Annotated in this window: 14 protein-coding genes; 7 read left to right on the top strand and 7 right to left on the bottom strand. The window is 70.7% G+C overall.

The window, feature by feature from the left end:
* Positions 1-83: 83 nt before the first annotated feature.
* Entirely contained in the window at positions 84-3,095 is a 3,012-nt protein-coding gene (locus tag AVP42_RS00380) for a carboxypeptidase regulatory-like domain-containing protein (protein WP_067945006.1), read from the top strand.
* A gap of 12 nt (positions 3,096-3,107) precedes the next feature.
* On the opposite strand, the gene AVP42_RS00375 is transcribed toward AVP42_RS00380, so the two are convergent.
* Complete coding sequence (locus AVP42_RS00375) at positions 3,108-4,808, bottom strand: ABC-F family ATP-binding cassette domain-containing protein (RefSeq protein ID WP_067945005.1); 1,701 nt, start codon at positions 4,806-4,808, stop codon at positions 3,108-3,110.
* A 139-nt stretch (positions 4,809-4,947) separates the two neighbouring features.
* On the opposite strand from AVP42_RS00375, the gene AVP42_RS00370 reads away from it, so the two are divergent.
* A complete protein-coding gene (locus AVP42_RS00370) occupies positions 4,948-6,114 on the top strand; it encodes a MalY/PatB family protein (protein WP_067945003.1) in 1,167 nt (388 codons plus the stop codon).
* A gap of 75 nt (positions 6,115-6,189) precedes the next feature.
* On the opposite strand, the gene guaB is transcribed toward AVP42_RS00370, so the two are convergent.
* On the bottom strand, positions 6,190-7,692 hold the full coding sequence (gene guaB, locus AVP42_RS00365) for an IMP dehydrogenase (RefSeq protein ID WP_067945001.1): 1,503 nt from the start codon (positions 7,690-7,692) through the stop codon (positions 6,190-6,192).
* A gap of 297 nt (positions 7,693-7,989) precedes the next feature.
* Here guaB and AVP42_RS00360 point away from each other — a divergent pair, with 297 nt between their 5' ends.
* The 4 genes from AVP42_RS00360 to AVP42_RS00345 are packed head-to-tail and all read left to right on the top strand — an operon-like array spanning position 7,990 to position 11,924.
* Complete coding sequence (locus tag AVP42_RS00360) at positions 7,990-9,270, top strand: branched-chain amino acid ABC transporter permease (RefSeq protein ID WP_067945098.1); 1,281 nt, start codon at positions 7,990-7,992, stop codon at positions 9,268-9,270.
* 12 nt (positions 9,271-9,282) lie between these two features.
* Entirely contained in the window at positions 9,283-10,263 is a 981-nt protein-coding gene (locus AVP42_RS00355; RefSeq protein ID WP_067944999.1) for a branched-chain amino acid ABC transporter permease, read from the top strand.
* Positions 10,253-11,167: an ABC transporter ATP-binding protein gene (locus AVP42_RS00350; RefSeq protein ID WP_067944998.1), complete on the top strand. Its 915-nt coding sequence runs from the start codon at positions 10,253-10,255 to the stop codon at positions 11,165-11,167. Before AVP42_RS00355 ends, AVP42_RS00350 begins: the two co-directional genes overlap by 11 nt.
* A complete protein-coding gene (locus AVP42_RS00345; protein WP_067944996.1) occupies positions 11,154-11,924 on the top strand; it encodes an ABC transporter ATP-binding protein in 771 nt (256 codons plus the stop codon). The genes AVP42_RS00350 and AVP42_RS00345 overlap by 14 nt, the downstream gene beginning before the upstream one ends.
* Positions 11,925-12,416: 492 nt before the next feature.
* Here AVP42_RS00345 and AVP42_RS00340 read toward each other — a convergent pair whose 3' ends face one another.
* From AVP42_RS00340 to groES, 3 genes are all read right to left on the bottom strand, one after another.
* Positions 12,417-13,721, bottom strand: coding sequence for an ABC transporter substrate-binding protein (locus tag AVP42_RS00340; protein WP_067944994.1), 1,305 nt, complete (start codon positions 13,719-13,721; stop codon positions 12,417-12,419).
* Between the two features lie 255 nt (positions 13,722-13,976).
* Positions 13,977-14,927 carry an EamA family transporter RarD gene (gene rarD / locus AVP42_RS00335; RefSeq protein WP_082846864.1) on the bottom strand — a complete coding sequence of 317 codons (951 nt, stop codon included), beginning with the start codon at positions 14,925-14,927 and terminating at the stop codon, positions 13,977-13,979.
* A 174-nt stretch (positions 14,928-15,101) separates the two neighbouring features.
* Positions 15,102-15,398 (bottom strand): co-chaperone GroES, encoded by a 297-nt coding sequence (gene groES, locus AVP42_RS00330; RefSeq protein WP_067944992.1) that lies wholly within the window; start codon positions 15,396-15,398, stop codon positions 15,102-15,104.
* Positions 15,399-15,527: 129 nt separating this feature from the next.
* Between groES and AVP42_RS00325 the strand changes: the two genes are divergently transcribed.
* The gene (locus tag AVP42_RS00325) at positions 15,528-16,715 is read left to right on the top strand and encodes a class I SAM-dependent methyltransferase (protein ID WP_067944990.1); all 1,188 of its coding nucleotides are present in this window, start codon (positions 15,528-15,530) and stop codon (positions 16,713-16,715) included.
* A 36-nt stretch (positions 16,716-16,751) separates the two neighbouring features.
* Here AVP42_RS00325 and AVP42_RS00320 read toward each other — a convergent pair whose 3' ends face one another.
* Both AVP42_RS00320 and AVP42_RS16525 read right to left on the bottom strand, forming a co-directional pair.
* Entirely contained in the window at positions 16,752-17,222 is a 471-nt protein-coding gene (locus AVP42_RS00320) for a hypothetical protein (RefSeq protein WP_067944988.1), read from the bottom strand.
* A gap of 11 nt (positions 17,223-17,233) precedes the next feature.
* Positions 17,234-17,754, bottom strand: a 521-nt coding sequence (locus AVP42_RS16525; RefSeq protein WP_067944986.1) for a DUF4190 domain-containing protein, incomplete at its 5' end; no start/stop codon positions are given.

Genomic DNA, 17,754 nt, shown 5'->3' with positions numbered 1-17,754 from the left:
CCCTCTTCGACCCGAACGCCCTGGAGACCCGATTGCCCGGCAGCGCCCCCCGCCGCTCCCCTGCCCGAACCCTCGTCCGCACCGTGCTCGCGGCTCTCCTCGCCGTCGTGCTCGGCGCCTCGGGCATCCAGGCCGCGGTCGGCGATGCCGCCACTGGTGCGGAGATCACCGGTACCGTCACCGACCCGGACGGCCGCCCGGTCTCCGGTGTGGAGGTGCGGCTCGCGTGGCTGGACGACACCACGCATGTCACGAAGTGGGCCTCTTCGGACAGCGCCGGATCGTACCGGTTCACCGGAGTCGAAGCAGGGACCTACACGATGGAGTTCCGCCCGACGGGTCCCTTCGCCTGGGAGTGGTGGGGCGGAACGGCGGACGCCTTCTCAGCCGCCCGGTTCGACGTCGGCGCCGGGGCCACGGTGACCGGGATGAACGTGCGTCTGAGCCCGGAGGCCTCGATCAGCGGCGTGGTGCGCGGCGACGGCACGACGAGCGTGCTGTTCACGGAGCTCTACCTCTATGTCGTCGGCGACGACGGCAAGCTCGCCTACCGCGGTCGGTGGCACGCCGGATCCGACGGCACGTACCGGTTCGATCATCTGCTCGCCGGGTCGTACACGTTCCACGTCGTCCCGCGGTCGTCGACGCCCTACGCCGAGGAGTGGTGGAACGACCAGCCGCGAAGAGACCTCGCCGACCGTATCGAGATCGAGACCGGAGGCGTCGTCAGCGGCCTGGACGTGCAACTCGACCCCGGCGCGTCGATCTCCGGCACCGTCCGCAACGAGGCCGGCGCCCCGGTTCCACATGAGGACGTCTGGCTGTACGAGGTCCGAGCTGACGGCGACCACCGCGTCGGGAGTGCGATCTCGAACTCCTCGACCGGCGGCTTCCAGTTCCCCCGCCTGCCCCGCGGGGACTACGTCGTGCGGACGGCGGTGTCGGATCGGTCGTGGTACGCCGACGAGTGGTGGAACGATTCCGTCGAACGCGCGACGGCGGAGGTGATCCGCGTGGGGAAGGACGAGGTCATCACCGGCATCGATCTCGCGCTCCCGCTGCGGACCTCCCTGTCGGGCCACGTGCGGGGATCGGGCGGTGAGCCCGTGTCCGGGGCCCGCGTCGAACTGCACTCCATGGTCGACGGGGAGCCGGTGTTCGAGCGCTTCACCGAATCGGACGCGACCGGCGCCTTCGCGTTCATGGCGATGGAGCCGGGCCCCTACACCGTCCGCGTGGAGGCGCCCTTCGGCTCGCCGTACGCGGATCAGTGGTGGAACGGCCAGGTCGATGCCGACGCAGCCGACACGATGGTGCTCGACGCGCTCGAGCAGAGGCGGATCGACGTCGAGCTCCTCGCCGGAGCCTCCATCTCGGGTCAGGTGCGCAACGAGGGGGCCGAGCCGGTCGGGAGCGTGCGGGTCTACGTGTACGACGCGGATGACGCGAGGAGATACCTCACCGAGGGCCGCACCGACGCGCAGGGACGATACGAGTTCATCGGCCTCGGAGCCGGCGCCTACGTGCTCTGCTTCACCCCACCGAACGCGGCGAACCTGCTCTTCGAATGCTGGAACGACAAGCCGGACAAGGCCTCCGCCGACCCCATCTCGGTGGCGCTCGGCGACGTCGCGGGCGGTCGCGACGTCATTCTCGCGCGCGCGGGTTCCATCGTCGGCGAGGTCGTCGGCATCGACGGCAAGTCCCTGCTCAACGTCCTCGTGCAGTCCTACCGGCAGGATGGGAGCGGTCTCTACCGACCCTCCGGATCTGCGTACACCGATGCCGACGGTCGCTATTCGCTGCTCAGCCTCATGACCGGGTCCTACGTGATCGAGTTCCGACCCCCGCCCCTCTCCCCGTACGTCCGCGAGTGGTGGGACGACCAGACCGACTCGTCGCATTCGACCCCGGTCGACGTGGTCGCCGGCCAGGCGATCCCCGGCATCGATGCGACCCTCACGCGACTGGTCTCGCTGTCGACCCCGACCCTCCTGGGCACCGCCACGGTCGGATCGACGTTGACCGCGTCGACGACGACCACCGATCCCGAGGCCGAGCTCGCGTACGCCTGGTTCGCCGACGGCGTCGAACTCGTCGGCCAGGTCGGCCAGACCCTCCGTCTCACCGATGACCACCTGGGTGCCCGCATCAGCGTCACGGTCACCGCGTCCATGCCCGGCTACGTCACCCAGGTCCAGGAATCGCCGCAGACGGATGCCGTCACGGCGATGCCGCAGACGAACCTGTCGATCCCGAAGGTGTCGGGCACGGCGGCCGTCGGTTCGACCCTGAGTGCGACGGCCGCCTCCACGACGCCGGGCGCGACGCTCGCCTACCAGTGGCTGGCCGACGGGAACACGATGATCGATCAGACCGCGCCCACACTCACGCTGGACGCCGAGGCACTCGGCCGCCGGATCTCGGTTCGCGTGACGGCGTCCGCGCCGGGGTACGCGTCCCAGTCGAGCGAGTCGGCGAGAACGAGTCAGGTGTTCGCCGGCACGCTGGACGCTGCGGTCCCGACGATCACCGGGGCTCCGGTGAGCGGCGCGACGCTCACCGCGTCCGCCGGGACGTGGACCGGAGGGACGACGCTGACCTATCAGTGGTTCGCCGGTGGGACGCCGATCGTCGGCGCAACCGGAACCTCGCTCGCACTCGGCGCCGCCGAGGAGGACGAGCCGATCACGGTGCAGGTGACCGGGGCCAAGTGGGGCTATGCGACCGTTTCGAGGACCTCGGTGTCGACGGCCCCTGTGCTCCGCGTCTCGACCCCGACGATCGACGGCACGCCGACGATCGGCTCGACCCTGACCGTCCGGCCCGGCTCCTGGTCATCCGGAACGACCCTGTCGTACCGATGGTTCGCGGACGGAGTCACCATCCCGAACGCCACCGGCGCGACCCTGGTCCCCACCGGGGCCCACGCGGGCAAGAAGATCAGCGTGCAGGTGACCGGTACCAAGGTGGGATACCCGAGCGTCTCGAGAACCTCCGGGTCGACCGCCGAGGTGCTGCCCGGTTCGACCTCTGCCATCGACGCCGCGCCGGGCGCCGACCCACGGCCGATCCGCCGGCTCGTGGCGCCGTGATCGACTCCGACGTCAGCGAGCGCGCGCGACGCGCGCCTCGTCGAACACCGGCTGATCCGTCTCGACGACCTCGCCGTCGGAGCGGAACACGAGGAACCGGTCGAACGAGCGCGTGAACCAGCGGTCGTGGGTGACGGCGAGCACGGTGCCGTCGAACCGCGACAGCGCGTCCTCGAGCGCCTCAGCGGAGACCAGGTCGAGGTTGTCGGTCGGTTCGTCGAGCAGCAGCAGGGTCGCGCCCGACAGCTCCAGCAGGAGGATCTGCAGCCGCGCCTGCTGGCCGCCCGACAGGTCGTCGAAGCGCTGCTGGGCGGATGCCGCGAGCCCGTACCGATCGAGTGCGGAACTCGCCGCCTCGCGGGCCATGCCGGCGCGGTTCGCGTCGCCGCGGTGCAGGATGTCGAGGAGCGTGCGTCCGCGCAGCCCGGGCAGCTCGTGGCCCTGCGCGAACCAGCCCGGCACGACGCGGGCGCCGAGCACCGCCGAACCCGTATGCGGCACGCGGGCGAGCGTGGCGCCGACATCCGTCACATGGCCCTTGGCCGCGTCGGGGTCGCTGCCGCCGCCCGCGAGCAGGCGCAGGAAGTGCGACTTGCCCGAGCCGTTCGACCCGAGCACCGCGACGCGGTCGCCGTACCAGACCTCGAGGTCGAAGGGCTTCATGAGGCCGGTCAGCTCGAGCCGCTCGCACACGACCGAGCGCTTGCCCGTGCGGGATCCGCGCAGGCGCATCGACAGGGCCTGCGCGGGCGGCCGCTCCTCGGGCGGACCGGCCTCCTCGAACTTCCGCAGCCGCGTGAGCGCCGCCTGGTAGCGGGAGGCCATGCCGTCGTTGTACGTCGCCTTCACCTTGAGGTTCTGCACCAGCTGCTTCAGCTGCGCGTGCTGCTCGTCCCATCGCCGGCGCAGTTCGTCGAGCCGCGCGAACCGCTCCTCGCGAGCCTCGTGGTAGCCCCGGAAGCCACCCCCGTGGACCCACGCGGTGCTGCCCGCACCGCCCGCCTCGAGGGTCACGATCCGGTCGGCCGCCCGCGCGAGCAGCTCCCGGTCGTGCGACACGAGCAGCACCGTCTTCGGGGTGGCCCGCAGCTGCTGCTCGAGCCACCGCTTGCCCGGCACGTCGAGCGAGTTGTCGGGTTCGTCGAGGATGAGCACCTGCTCGGGTCCGCGCAGCAGCGCCTCGAGCGCGAGCCGCTTCTGCTCGCCGCCAGAGAGGGTCGACAGCTCGCGCCACCTTGCCCGCTCGAAGGGCACGCCGAGCGCGGCCGTGGTGCAGTGGTCCCAGATCACCTCCTGGTCGTAGCCGCCGGCTTCGGCGTACTCGGCGAGCGCCGATGCGTACCGCATCTGCGCGGCCGTGTCATCCGTCTCGATGAGCGCGTTCTCGGCACGCTCGAGCTCGATGGCCGCCGCCCGCACTCGCGTCGGGGCGACCGACACGAGCAACCCGTGCACGGTGCGGTCCACGCCGTCGACGACCTCCCCGCGGCCGACGAACTGGTCCATGACCCCGAGTCCCCCGTCGACCTGCACGCTGCCCTCGTCGGGCCGCACGTCACCGCGGATGATGCGCAGGAGCGTGGTCTTGCCCGCCCCGTTCTGGCCGATGAGGGCCGTCGTGCGCCCTTCCGTGACGCGGAAGGCGAGATCCGACAGCAGGGGGCGGCCGTCGGGCAGCGAGAAGGAGACGCCGTTGACGTCGATGAAGCCCATGGGTGTGCGATCCGTTCGGTACGCGGCATCCGCCGCGGCGCCCGATCGGGCAGCCGACCAGAATACACAGCGACGGATGCCGCGGCACGCCTTCCCACCACCCTGTCGCCGCACGACCCGGTGCGGCAGGCTGGGGGCCATGCATCGCGTCGCCGCCGACCCGCTCGACCAGCTCCGCACGCGCACCAGCGCGAAGTGGCGCTCCTACGACCCGGACGTGCTGCCGCTGCCGGTCGCCGAGATGGACTACCCGCTCGCCGAGCCGATCGCCGAGGCGCTCCACGCGGCCGTGCGCCGCTCCGACACGGGCTACAACTCGGGCAGTCGGCCCGTCGCCGACGCGTTCGCCGAGTTCGCGGCGGCGCGTCTCGGGTGGGAGCCGGACCCGGCCCGCGTGACCTGCACGGCCGACGTCAGCATGGGCATCGTCGAGGTGCTCCGGCAGGTGATCTCCCCTGGCGAGGGCGTGATCGTGAACCCGCCCATCTACCCCCCGTTCTTCGACCTCGTCACCGAGGCGGGCGGCGCGGTGATCGAGGTGCCCCTCGCGGGCGGCATCGACGAGGGCTGGGCGCTCGACCTCGACGGCATCGAGGCGGCGTTCGCCGCGGGTGCGCGCGCGATGGTGCTGTGCAACCCGCACAATCCGGTGGGGCTCGTGCACCCGCGCGAGCAGCTGGCCGCGCTGGCGGACCTCGCGGCGCGCTTCGACGCCGTGATCGTGTCCGACGAGGTGCACGGGCCGCTCTCGCAGCCGGAGACGCCGTACGTGCCGTTCCTGACGGTGTCGGATGCCGCCCGCGAGCACGGCGTCACGGTCGCCGGGGCCACGAAGGCGTTCAACATCGCCGGCCTCAAGGCGGCGCTGGTGCTGAGCGCGAGCGAGCGCGGCGACGCGGTGCGCACGGCGTTCCCGTACGAGGTGGAATGGCGGATGAGCCAGTTCGGTGCGATCGCGTCGATCGCGGCGTTCCGGCACGGGGGCCGCTGGCTCGACGGGGTCCTCGGCTCGATCGACGACAACCGGCGCCTGCTCGCCGACCTCCTCGCCGACGAGCTCCCCGGGGTGCGGTACCGGATGCCGCAGGCCACCTACCTCGCGTGGCTCGACCTCTCGGCGCTCGGCTGGGGCGACGACCCCGCCGCCGTCGCACTCGAGCGGGCCCGCGTCGCGCTCGCCAACGGACCGATGTTCGGCGCCGAAGCGGGGCGCGGGCACGCCCGGCTCAACCTCGCGTGCTCGCCCGAGGTGCTCTCGGAGGCGATCACGCGCCTCGCCGAGGCCCGGGGATCGGCGGTCGAGTAGCACCGGCCGCAGGCCGGCGCGTACCGAGACCCGGCGGTCGAGGAGCACCGGCCGCAGGCCGGCGCGTACCGAGACCTACCTCGTGTAGTTCGGCGCCTCGACGACGAACTGCACGTCGTGCGGGTGCGATTCCTTCAGCCCGGCCGGCGTGATGCGCACGAAGCGACCCTTCGCCTTGAGTTCCTCGACCGTTCGCGCGCCGACGTAGAACATCGACTGACGGAGCCCGCCCACGAGCTGGTACGCCACCGCCGACACCGGGCCGCGGAACGGCACCTGGCCCTCGATGCCCTCGGGGATGAGCTTCTCGTCGCTCGGCACGTCGGCCTGGAAGTAGCGGTCCTTCGAGTAGGACGTCTTCTTGCCGCGCGTCTGGAGCGCCCCGAGCGAGCCCATGCCGCGGTACGTCTTGAACTGCTTGCCGTTCTGGAAGACGAGTTCGCCCGGGCTCTCGGCGGTGCCGGCGAGCAGCGAACCGAGCATGACGGTGTCGGCGCCCGCGACGAGCGCCTTGGCGATGTCGCCCGAGTACTGGAGGCCGCCGTCGGCGATCAGCGGCACGCCGGCCGGCTTGGTCGCCTTCGAGGCCTCGTAGACCGCCGTGACCTGGGGCACGCCGACGCCCGCGACCACGCGGGTCGTGCAGATCGAACCCGGCCCGACGCCGACCTTCACGGCGTCCGCGCCCGCGTCCACCAGCGCCTGGGCGCCTTCGCGGGTCGCGACGTTGCCGCCGATCACGTCGATGTGGGCGAACGTGGGGTCGGCCTTGATCCGACGGATGATGTCGAGCACGCCCGCCGACTCGCCGTTCGCCGTGTCGACGACGAGCACGTCGACGCCCGCGTCGCGCAGCGCCTCGGCGCGCTCCCACGCGTCGCCGAAGAAGCCCATCGCCGCGCCGACGCGCAGCCGGCCCTCGGCGTCCTTCGTGGCGTTGGGGTACTGCTCGGACTTGTCGAAGTCCTTCACCGTGATGAGGCCGGTCAGCCGGCCCTGCTCGTCGACGAGCGGGAGCTTCTCCACCTTGTGCTGCGCGAAGATCGCGATCGCCTCGTCGGGGTCCATCCCGACGCGTCCGGTGATGAGCGGCATCCGCGTCATGACGTCGGCGACCTTGGTCGTCGGCTTCTCGAAGTCGGAGACGAACCGCATGTCGCGGTTCGTGATGATGCCGACGAGGATGCCCTCGGCGTCGACGACGGGCAGGCCCGAGACGCGGTAGGTCGCGCACAGCTGGTCGACCTCGCCCACGGTGGCATCCGGGGTCGTCGTCACGGGGTTCGACACCATACCCGACTCGCTGCGCTTCACGCGGTCGACCATCTCGGCCTGCTCGGCGATCGACAGGTTGCGGTGCAGGATGCCGATGCCGCCCTGGCGGGCCATGGCGATCGCCATCCGGGCCTCGGTCACCGTGTCCATCGCGGCGGACAGCAGCGGCGTCGCGACGGTGATCCGCTTGGTCAGGCGAGAGCTCGTGTCGGCCTCGCTCGGGATCACGTCGGTGTGCCCCGGCAGGAGCAGGACGTCGTCGTAGGTGAGCCCGGTGAAACCGAACGGATCTGCCTGATCCATGTCGCCCCTTCGTGTGTGTGGAGTCGGGCGCACGAGCCGTCGACCCGGCGGATCTGCCGGGTCCGAGCGTCGGTGCGGTACATCGATGTTAAGCGAGTTTGCGCCGTCGGCATTCCCCGGATAACAATCGAGGGCCGTTTGTGCTCTCGTGCGAAACACTTGGGACATAATCGGCACGTACTGTCGACGGCGTCGTCGTCAGGAAGCCAGATCCCGACCCCACCCGCGGTCGGGACCTTTGGAGGTGCAGTGGAACCCACGCGAACAGTCCCCACACGTTCTCGCGGGAGGTGGCTCATCCTCCTCGGAATACTGATCTCCGCACTCACTCTGTCCGGCATCGCAGCGTCCCCTGCGGTGGCGGACGAAGGGGGTACGGACGATCCGGCCGCCGAGGAGGAGTACGAGTACTTCTTCACCGGGAACGTGCAGTTCGAGGGTGAGGCGCTCGAGGGCGTGCTCATCACCGTCGAGGGCAACGGATTCGATGCCGAGACCGAGACCGACGCCGATGGGCGCTGGACGATCGGCGTGCCGGAGAAGGCGGAGTACGAGGTCACCCTCGACCAGGACACGCTCCCCGAGGGCGTCGTCGTGCTCGAAGGGCAGGACACCGTCACCGCCGAGTTCGGCCTGACCAAGCGCAAGGCGGTGAACTTCTTCCTCGGCGAAGGCCAGCGGGTCACCGTCAACTACTTCGACCAGGTGGTCCAGCGCGTGGTGAGCGGCCTCAACTTCGGCCTGCTGCTCGCGCTCGCGGCCATCGGCCTCTCGCTCATCTTCGGCACGACCGGGCTGTCGAACTTCGCGCACGCGGAGCTCATCACCTTCGGCGCGTTGATGGTGCTGACCTTCGGCGTCAACCTGGCGTGGCCGCTGTGGCTCGCGATCATCGTGGCGCTGGTGCTCAGCGCGGCGCTCGGCTGGACGCTCGACGCCGCCCTGTGGAAGCCGTTGCGACGGCGCGGGGTCGGCCTGATCCAGTTGATGATCGTCAGCATCGGCCTCTCGCTCGCCCTCCGGTACACGTACCAGTTCTTCTACGGCGGCTCGACGAGCCAGCTCCCGGGCGCGACGCTGCCGTCCGACATCCGCTTCGGCGCGGTCGCGCTGTCGTGGGTCGACCTCGTCAGCATGGGCGTGAGCATCGTGGTGCTCCTCGCCGTGGCGTTCTTCCTCCTGCGCACCCGGATCGGCAAGGCCACGCGCGCGGTCTCCGACAACGCGCCCCTCGCCTCGGCGAGCGGCATCGACGTCGACCGCGTCATCCGCATCGTCTGGGTGCTCGGCGCGCTGCTGGCCGGCCTCGCCGGCATCCTGTGGGCCTATTTCCGCCCCGGCGTCAGCTGGGACATGGGCTTCCAGATCCTCCTGCTCGTGTTCGCCGCGGTCACGCTCGGCGGGCTGGGCACGGCGTTCGGCGCCCTCGTCGGCTCGCTCATCGTGGGCCTGTTCGTCGAGGTCTCCACGCTGTGGCTGCCGAGCGACATGAAGTACGTGGGCGCCCTGGTCATCCTGATCGTGGTGCTGCTGTTCCGACCGCAGGGCATCCTCGGTCGTCGAGAGCGAATCGGATAGGAGGGCGACGACATGGACTGGGGAGCAATCTTCGGAAACGCGGCCGTCGAGCTGATCAGCCCGACCACCGCCGCCTACGCACTGGCCGCACTGGGTCTCGCGATCCACTTCGGTTTCACGGGCCTGCTGAACTTCGGACAGGCGGGCTTCATGCTGCTCGGCGCCTACGGGTACGCCATCCCGGCACTGAAGCTCGGCTGGCCGTGGTGGGCCTGCCTCCTGACGTCGCTGCTGGCGTCGGTGATCTTCGCACTCATCCTGGGTATCCCGACGCTGCGGCTGCGCGCCGACTACCTCGCGATCGTGACGATCGCCGCGGCCGAGGTGCTGCGGTTGACGTTCACGACCAACGAGTTCGCCCCCGTCACGGGCTCGGCGAACGGCCTCTCGGAGTACCAGCGCGACCTGCTCACGCTGAACCCGCTGCCCGACGGACGCTACGGCTTCGGCCCGTGGGTGTTCAGCGACCGGGCGTGGTTCTTCCTCATCCTCGGATGGATCGTCGTGATCCTCGCGGCGCTGCTCACGTGGCTGCTGATGCGCAGCCCCTGGGGCCGCGTCATCAAGGGCATCCGCGAGGACGAGGACGCCGTGCGCGCGCTCGGCAAGAACGTCTACTCCTACAAGATGCAGAGCCTCATCCTCGGCGGCCTGTTCGGCACCGTCGCCGGCATCATCTTCGTGATGCCACGCGCGGTCGTGCCGAGCTACTTCCAGCCGACGCTGACGTTCTTCATCTACGCGATCCTCCTCCTGGGCGGGGCCGCGACCATCCTGGGGCCCATCCTCGGCTCCATCGTCTTCTGGGTGCTGCTCTCGTTCTTCTCGGGCTTCATCGCCCGAGCCGTCGAGGCGGGGTGGCTGCCGTTCATGACGCAGGTGCAGGCCGGTCAGCTCCGGTTCATCCTGGTCGGCGTGGCGATCATGCTGATAGTGGTGTTCATGCCACAGGGCATCCTGGGCAACAAGAAGGAGCTTGCTTTTGTCAAGTGAAATCACACCCAAGGCCAAGCCCGTCAAGTCGACCGGGCTCCACGTCGGCGACCCCGCCCCGGGCGTCAAGAAGGTCGACCCGATCCTCATCGCCGACGGCGTCAAGCGCACGTTCGGCGGCCTCACGGCCGTCGACGTCGAGCACGTCGAGATCCCGCGCAACGCCATCACGGCGCTCATCGGGCCGAACGGTGCCGGCAAGACGACCTTCTTCAACCTGCTGACCGGCTTCGACAAGCCCGACACGGGCGACTGGTCCTTCGAGGGCCGCTCGCTCGCGCACATCCCGGCCTACCGGGTCGCGCGCATGGGCCTGATCCGCACGTTCCAGCTGACGAAGTCGCTGGGCCTGCTCTCCGTCATGGAGAACATGAAGCTCGGCGCCAAGGACCAGACCGGGGAGAACATCTTCCGCGGACTGATCCCGTCGCTCTGGCGCAAGCAGGATCGCGAGATCGAGGACAAGGCGCTGGACCTGCTCAAGCGGTTCAAGCTCGACGCCAAGAAGGACGACTACGCGGCGAGCCTCTCCGGCGGACAGCGCAAGCTCCTCGAGATGGCGCGGGCGCTCATGAGCGACCCGACCCTCGTGATGCTCGACGAGCCGATGGCCGGCGTCAACCCGGCGCTGACCCAGTCGCTGCTCGACCACATCCTCGACCTCAAGGCCCAGGGCATGACCGTGCTGTTCGTCGAGCACGACATGCACATGGTCCGTCACATCGCCGACTGGGTGATCGTGATGGCCGAGGGCCGCGTGGTCGCCGAGGGCGACCCGCACGAGGTCATGCAGGACCAGGCCGTGATCGACGCCTACCTCGGCGCCCACCACGACACGGACCTCGGCTCGACCGACACCGGCCACGTCGAGGCGATCAAGGAGCTCATCGATGACGAACAGTGAACCCACCGCGAGCCCGGTGCTCGAGCCCACGGGCGACATGGTCGTCGAGGTGCGGGACGTCACGGCCGGCTACCTGCCGGGCGTCAACATCCTCAACAGCTGCTCGCTGACCGCCCGCGAGGGCGAGCTCATCGGCATCATCGGCCCGAACGGCGCCGGCAAGTCGACGCTGCTGAAGTCGATCTTCGGTCTCGTGAAGGTCCGCGAGGGCGGCATCTTCCTGCAGGGCGAGGAGATCACCAACCTCAAGGCGAACAAGCTGGTCGCCAAGGGGGTCGGGTTCGTCCCGCAGACGAACAACGTGTTCCCCTCGCTCTCCATCCAGGAGAACCTCGAGATGGGCGTCTTCCAGAAGCCCAAGGACCTCAAGCACCGGCTCGAGTTCGTGACCGAGATCTTCCCGGACCTCAAGAAGCGACTCGGCCAGCGCGCCGGTTCGCTCTCGGGCGGCGAGCGCCAGATGGTCGCGATGTCGCGGGCGCTCATGATGGGCCCGCACGTGCTGCTGCTCGACGAGCCGAGCGCCGGCCTCTCGCCGGTGCGTCAGGACGAGGCGTTCCTCCGGGTCAAGGAGATCAACCGCGCGGGAGTGACGACCATCATGGTCGAGCAGAACGCGCGCCGCTGCCTGCAGATCTGCGACCGCGGCTACGTGCTCGACCAGGGCCGCGACGCCTACACGGGCACCGGTCGCGACCTCCTCAACGATCCCAAGGTGATCGGGCTCTACCTGGGCACGCTCGGGACGGACGAGTAGGACCGTACTCGCACACGACGGGGCGGGGGATGCTGCGGCATCCTCCGCCCCGTTCGTCTGTCTGCACCCCGAGGCCGCGGGGCCGCCGTGGCGGCCGCACGGACCGACGTCGGGGCCGAGGCGGCGTGGCAGGCTGCGAGGACCCGCCGGGGACTCACGCGCCCGCCAGCGGGCGCTGAGCGCGTCGACGGGGACGAGCGGTCTTCGTCCTGGGCGTCCGTGGGCGGCCGCGTACGGGCGCGTACGGGCGCGTACGGCCGCATGTACGCGTTACGGCTGCGTACGGGCGCATGCGGCTGCGTGCGCCCATCTGCGGGGCGCCATCGCGCACCGCGCCGACGCCCCGCTGACGGCTGCCGAGCTGCGCCCGGTCACCCATGCGTCGGGTGCTGCCCGCCCCGCGTCAGGGTTCCCGATGCGGTCTCCGGCCACCGACCCCCGGACACGCCGAAGGGCCCCGGCCGAAGCCGGGGCCCTTCGTGTGCGAGTGGATCAGCCGTCGCCGATGCGCTCGTACGTGTTGTCGTCCAGGTACTGGAAGATACCGATGGTCGCCTCGGTCGGGTCGCCGTTCTCGTCGAACGTGACCGGGCCGGACGGGCCGTCGTAGTCGATCTGGTTGCCCTCGGCGAGCGCCTCGGCGCCGGCGGCGAAGGTGTCGACCTTCTCGCCCTCGCCCGAACCGCCCGAGACCTGGCGCAGGTACGACGCGATGTCGGTGCCCTCGACGCTGTTGGCCGCGTAGGCCGCGAGCGCGATGAGGACCAGCGCGTCGTAGGACTCAGCCGCGTAGCTGTAGTCCTGCAGGGCCGGGTCGACCTCGAGCAGGCGGTCGGTGAAGTCACCGAGGGTGCCCACGTCGAGACCGGGCAGCGTGCCCTTCGAGCCGGCGACGAGGCCGGGCGCGAAGTCCGCGCTGTAGTCGGACAGGTTGCCGTCGACGAAGTACAGCTTGTCGCCGGGGTAGCCGCTGCCGACGAGGGCCGGCGTGATGATCTTCGCCTGGTCGAACGTGATCAGCGCGATCGCGTCGGGGTTGGCCGCCGTGACCTCGGAGATCTGCGCGTCGAAGCTCGAGTCGCCCTCGTTGAAGAGCGCCTCGGCGACGACCTCGCCGCCCGCGGCCTCGAACGCGTCGCGCGTGAACTGCGCGAGGCCCGTGCCGTAGGCGTCGTTCAGGACGATCATGCCGAGCGTGGCGTTGCCGTCCTCGGCGATGAGGTTGCCGAGCACCTCGCCCTGCAGGACGTCGGACGGAGCCGTGCGCCAGTACAGGTTGTTGTCGTCGTAGTTGGTGAAGTCGGCCGACGTGTTGGCGGGCGAGAACTGCACCACGCCCGCGGCGACGATCTGGTCGATGACGGTCTTCGACACACCCGACGAGGCGGCGCCGATGATCGCCGACACGTCCTGCGAGAGGAGGTCGGTGACCGAGACGGTCGCGGTGTCGGTCGTGGTGTCGCCGGAGTCGCGGTAGACGACCTCGACCTGGAGGCCCAGGTCGGCGTCGTTGATGTCCTGCGCGGCGAGCGCCACGCCGGCCTCCTCGGGCGGGCCGAGGAACGCGAGCGCACCCGACTGCGGGAGGATCGTGCCGACCTTGAGGGTGAGGTCGCGCTCGCCCGCCTCGATGGGCTGGGCGTCGCCGGTCTCGGCGGGCGCCTCGGACTCCTCGGGCTCGCTGGTGCCGCCCGTGCTGCACGCGGTCAGGAGGAGGGCACTGACGCCGGCGATGGCGATGCCCGTCCAAGCTGCGCGACCCGAGCGCGAGGCCCGTGCCTTCGCGAATACGCTCATGTTGCTCCTTGGGACTGAAGGATTGGGACACTTCCCGGTGCCTTGCGACACCGATGGTTTTGACAGTATTGCCCGGCCAATGCGGAAACAAGGACATCGGATCACAACCCGGTAACACCCACCGCTTCGCGACGACATCGCCGCGCATGCGTCGTTCTGCGCACGAAACCCGCGTCGACCAGCCGGTTCGCGCACGCTTCCGGCAAAGCGGAATCCGGCCCGCAGCCGCGCTCGGACCCCCCGATCGGGGGCGGGTCAGACGGGCTCGACGGCCGCCGCACGACGGGCGCGAGCCCCCCGCAGGAGATCGAACGTGAGCACCGCGAGGGCGACCCAGACCAGTCCGAACCCGATCCACCGTTCGAGCGGCATCGGCTCGCGCAGCACGACCACGCCGACCAGGAACTGGATGAATGGCGCGAAGTACTGGATGAAACCCATGTAGGTCAGCGGCAGCCGGCGCGATGCGGCGGCGAACAGCAGGAGCGGGATCGCGGTCACGGCCCCCGCGGCGAGCAGCAGCACCGTGTGCCACACCCCCGCAGTTCCCATCGTCATGGCGCCGGTCGCGCCCACGACCACGAGCAGCACGGCGGCGAACGGGGCGAGCCACGCGGTCTCGAGCGTCAGTCCCGACACGGCGTCGACGCGGTGGCCCACGCGCTTCTTGATGAGCCCGTAGAAGCCGAAGCTGAAGGCGAGCACCAGCGCGATCCACGGCAGCTGCCCGTAGCCGACGGCGAGGACGACGACCGCGACGATCGAGATTCCGACGGCGGTCCACTGCGTCGCGTTGAGGCGCTCGCGCAGGACGATCACCCCGAGGAAGACGGTGACGATCGGGTTGATGAAGTAGCCGAGCGCGGCCTCGACGACCTGCCCGTTGAGCGTGGCGAAGACGTAGGTGAGCCAGTTGACGAAGATGAGCGCGCCGGCGGCCCCCATCGTCAGCACGACGCGGCGGTCGCGCAGCAGCGCGCGGAAGGCCCGCCAGGACCTCGTGGCGGCGATGAGAAGGGCGCAGAACACGAGCGAGAGCAGGATGCGCCAGGCGACGATCTCGACCGGCCCCGTAGGCGCCAGGGCGATGAAGTAGATCGGCAGGAATCCCCAGAGCCCGTAGGCCGCGACGGCATAGACGAGCCCGCTCCGGCTCACGCCCGCGGGCGAGGGGCGGGCGTCGGCGACGGTGGGTGCGGTGCTCACCGGGAAAGCCTACGCTCGGCGGCCGACACGACCGACGCTGCGGGACTGCCGGAATTCGTCGACATCCCGCCGCAGGCGCTCCCGCCCGGTCGCCCCGGGGACGATCCCCCGCCGGAGACGACGACGCGGCCCGGATGCCGTGTGGCATCCGGGCCGCGGAGGTTGTCGGACCGACTAGCGGACGACGACCGCGAGCACGTCGCGGGCCGAGAGGACGAGGAACTCGTCGCCGCCGAACTTCACCTCGGTGCCGCCGTACTTGGAGTAGATGACCTTGTCGCCGACGGCCACGTCGAGCGGGATCCGGTTGCCGTTGTCGTCGATGCGGCCCGGGCCCACGGCCACGACCTCGCCCTCCTGGGGCTTCTCCTTGGCGGTGTCGGGGATGACCAGACCCGACGCGGTGGTCTGCTCGGCCTCGACCTGCTTGATGACGATGCGATCCTCGAGCGGCTTGATGGAAACCGACACGGTTGACCTCTTTCTTGACGAAGACTGGGGTTAGCAGCCTCTGAATGAGAGTGCTAACAGGAGTCTAGGGCGGTTCTGGCACTCGTGCAACGTGAGTGCCAGCGGATGCCGCGGTGCTAGCGTGTCCGCGTGGAACGCGCCGAGCTCGTCGAACTGCTCTCACCCGAAGGGCTCGACCTGCTCGACTCCCTGCCCGCCTGGACCGGCCGCGAGGACGTCGTGAAGACGGTCGCCGACCTGCGACGCAGGGGGCACTCCCCCGGCCTCGTCGCCGCCGTCCTGACGCAGTCGCGTCTGCGGGCCAGGGCGCGCGCGAAGTTCGGCGAGTTCGCCGATCGCATGCTCTTCACCGAGCCCGGGCTCGAGCAGGCCACCCGGCTCCGCGTCGCCGCCCTCCACGCCGGCCGGTACGCGCGGGCCGGCCTCCGCCACGTCGCCGACCTCGGCTGCGGCATCGGCGGCGACGCGCTGGCGTTCGCCGCGATGGACCTGGAGGTGACCGCCGCCGACGCGGACGAGGTGACCGCGGCGATCGCCGCGTTCAACCTGACGCCGTTCCCGCGTGCGCAGGTGCTGCACTCCGCGGCAGAGGACGTGCCCCTCGGCGGCATCGACGCCGCGTGGCTCGACCCGGCGCGACGCACCACCGCGGGCGGCACGACCAAGCGGATCGCGGATGCCGCCGACTACTCGCCGTCGCTCGACTTCGCGTTCGGCCTGGCCGAGCGGATGCCGGTCGGCGTGAAGCTCGGGCCCGGCACCGACCGCGACCTCGTCCCCGCCGGCACCGAGGCGCAGTGGGTGTCGGTCGACGGCGACGTGGTCGAGCTCGCGGTCTGGACCGGGCCGCTGGCCCGGCCGGGCGTCGGACGCGCCGCCCTCGTCATCCGCGGGGACGCGGCGCACGAGCTCGTCGCCCCGGCCGACAGCGAGGACGCGCCCGTGGGCCCGCTCGGCGACTACCTGTACGAGCCCGACGGCGCGGTCATCCGAGCGCGGCTGATCGGCGACCTCGCCCGGGCCAACGGCGGGTGGATGCTCAGCGAGGGCATCGCCTACCTCACGGCCGATCGCGAGTTCGACAGCCCGTTCGCCCGCGGATTCCGCGTGATCGAGCGACTGCCCGCCGATGAACGGCACCTCCGCCAGGCGCTGCACTCCCGCGGCGTCGGCACGCTCGAGATCAAGAAGCGCGGCGTCGACGTCGACCCGGCGGCACTCCGCACGCGCCTGAAGCTGAAGGGCGACACCGCGGCGACCGTCGTGCTGACGCGCGAGGAGGGTCGCCACGTCGCCCTGCTCGTCGAGCGGCTCTGACCGGCGCGGATCGCCCGCGGCATCCGCCGGGACGACTCAGCGCGGCAGCGCGCCGAAGACGATGGCGTAGTAGCCGATCCACACGCCCGAGAAGACGAGCCCCGCGATGCCGGTGCCGATGCCGATGAAGGCCGGGACGCGCGCGCCCTCCTCGCGACGGAGGCCCATCACCCCGAACACGATCGCCGCGATCGACAGCGGGAGCATCCAGCCGACGAACAGCGATGCGACGGCGCCCGGGATGCCGAGCCCCGCCGAGAGCCGGCTCCAGAACCGACGCTGCTCCTCCTCTTCGACGTACTCGGGCTCGGGGGCCGGGCGCCCGAGCGCGAGGAGCTGCCCCGTGGGGAGCCCGTGCAGCTCGCCCGTGTCGTACGGCACGTCGAATTCCCGCTGGGGCGCCGGCGGGGACGTGTCGATCCCGCGGAGCGCGTCGGGCTCGGGTGGCGACGGCGATCCGCCCGGCGCGGCGCGCTCGTCGCCGCGGGGCATCCGCTCGTCGCTCACCCGCGCCGTCCTCAGTACGTGTACGAGGTGTCGCTGACCGCGAAGAGCGCCGCCCAGGCGACGATCGAGATGAGCGCGATCGCGATCCCGACGAAGCCGAGCACGATGCCGGTCAGCCACATGCCCTTGGCCCACGGCTCCTTGCGGCGGCCGATGAAGCCCAGCACGACGGCCGCGGCGGGCACGATCAGCTGCAGGATGCCGCCGACGAAGGGGATGATCACGATGCCGGAGCCGATGATGCCGATGATGCCCGCGATCAGCGAGATGATGCTGAACACCGCGGTGGGCTTGGCCGGGGCCGGCTGGTAGGGCGCGGAGCCGTACCCGGCGCCGTATCCCGCGTCCGGGGCGCCCGGCGCGGAGCCGTAGGCCGCGCTCGGCGCGGCGCCGTAGGCGGACTGCGGGGTCCCGTCGTACGCTGCGGCGGCGGCGGGCGACTCGGCGGCGCCGGTGTCGAACGGCGACCCTCCGCCGTAGGCGGGCGGGGCCGGCGGCGCCGGCGGCGAGACCCGGCAGCACGAGGATCCCG

Origin of the sequence: Agromyces sp. NDB4Y10 (assembly GCF_001620055.1) — a bacterium.
Lineage (GTDB): Bacteria > Actinomycetota > Actinomycetes > Actinomycetales > Microbacteriaceae > Agromyces > Agromyces indicus.
The sequence above is the reverse complement of the archived record's forward strand: the minus strand, read 5'-3'. Positions and strand labels throughout refer to the sequence as shown.

Bases quoted from the DNA above. Each gene is read 5' to 3' on its own strand.
- AVP42_RS00340 (WP_067944994.1), bottom strand. From the start codon at position 13,721: ATGAGCGTATTCGCGAAGGCACGGGCCTCGCGCTCGGGTCGCGCAGCT.
- guaB (WP_067945001.1), bottom strand. From the start codon at position 7,692: ATGGATCAGGCAGATCCGTTCGGTTTCACCGGGCTCACCTACGACGAC.
- AVP42_RS00375 (WP_067945005.1), bottom strand. From the start codon at position 4,808: ATGGGCTTCATCGACGTCAACGGCGTCTCCTTCTCGCTGCCCGACGGC.
- AVP42_RS00370 (WP_067945003.1), top strand. From the start codon at position 4,948: ATGCATCGCGTCGCCGCCGACCCGCTCGACCAGCTCCGCACGCGCACC.
- AVP42_RS00355 (WP_067944999.1), top strand. From the start codon at position 9,283: ATGGACTGGGGAGCAATCTTCGGAAACGCGGCCGTCGAGCTGATCAGC.
- AVP42_RS00345 (WP_067944996.1), top strand. From the start codon at position 11,154: ATGACGAACAGTGAACCCACCGCGAGCCCGGTGCTCGAGCCCACGGGC.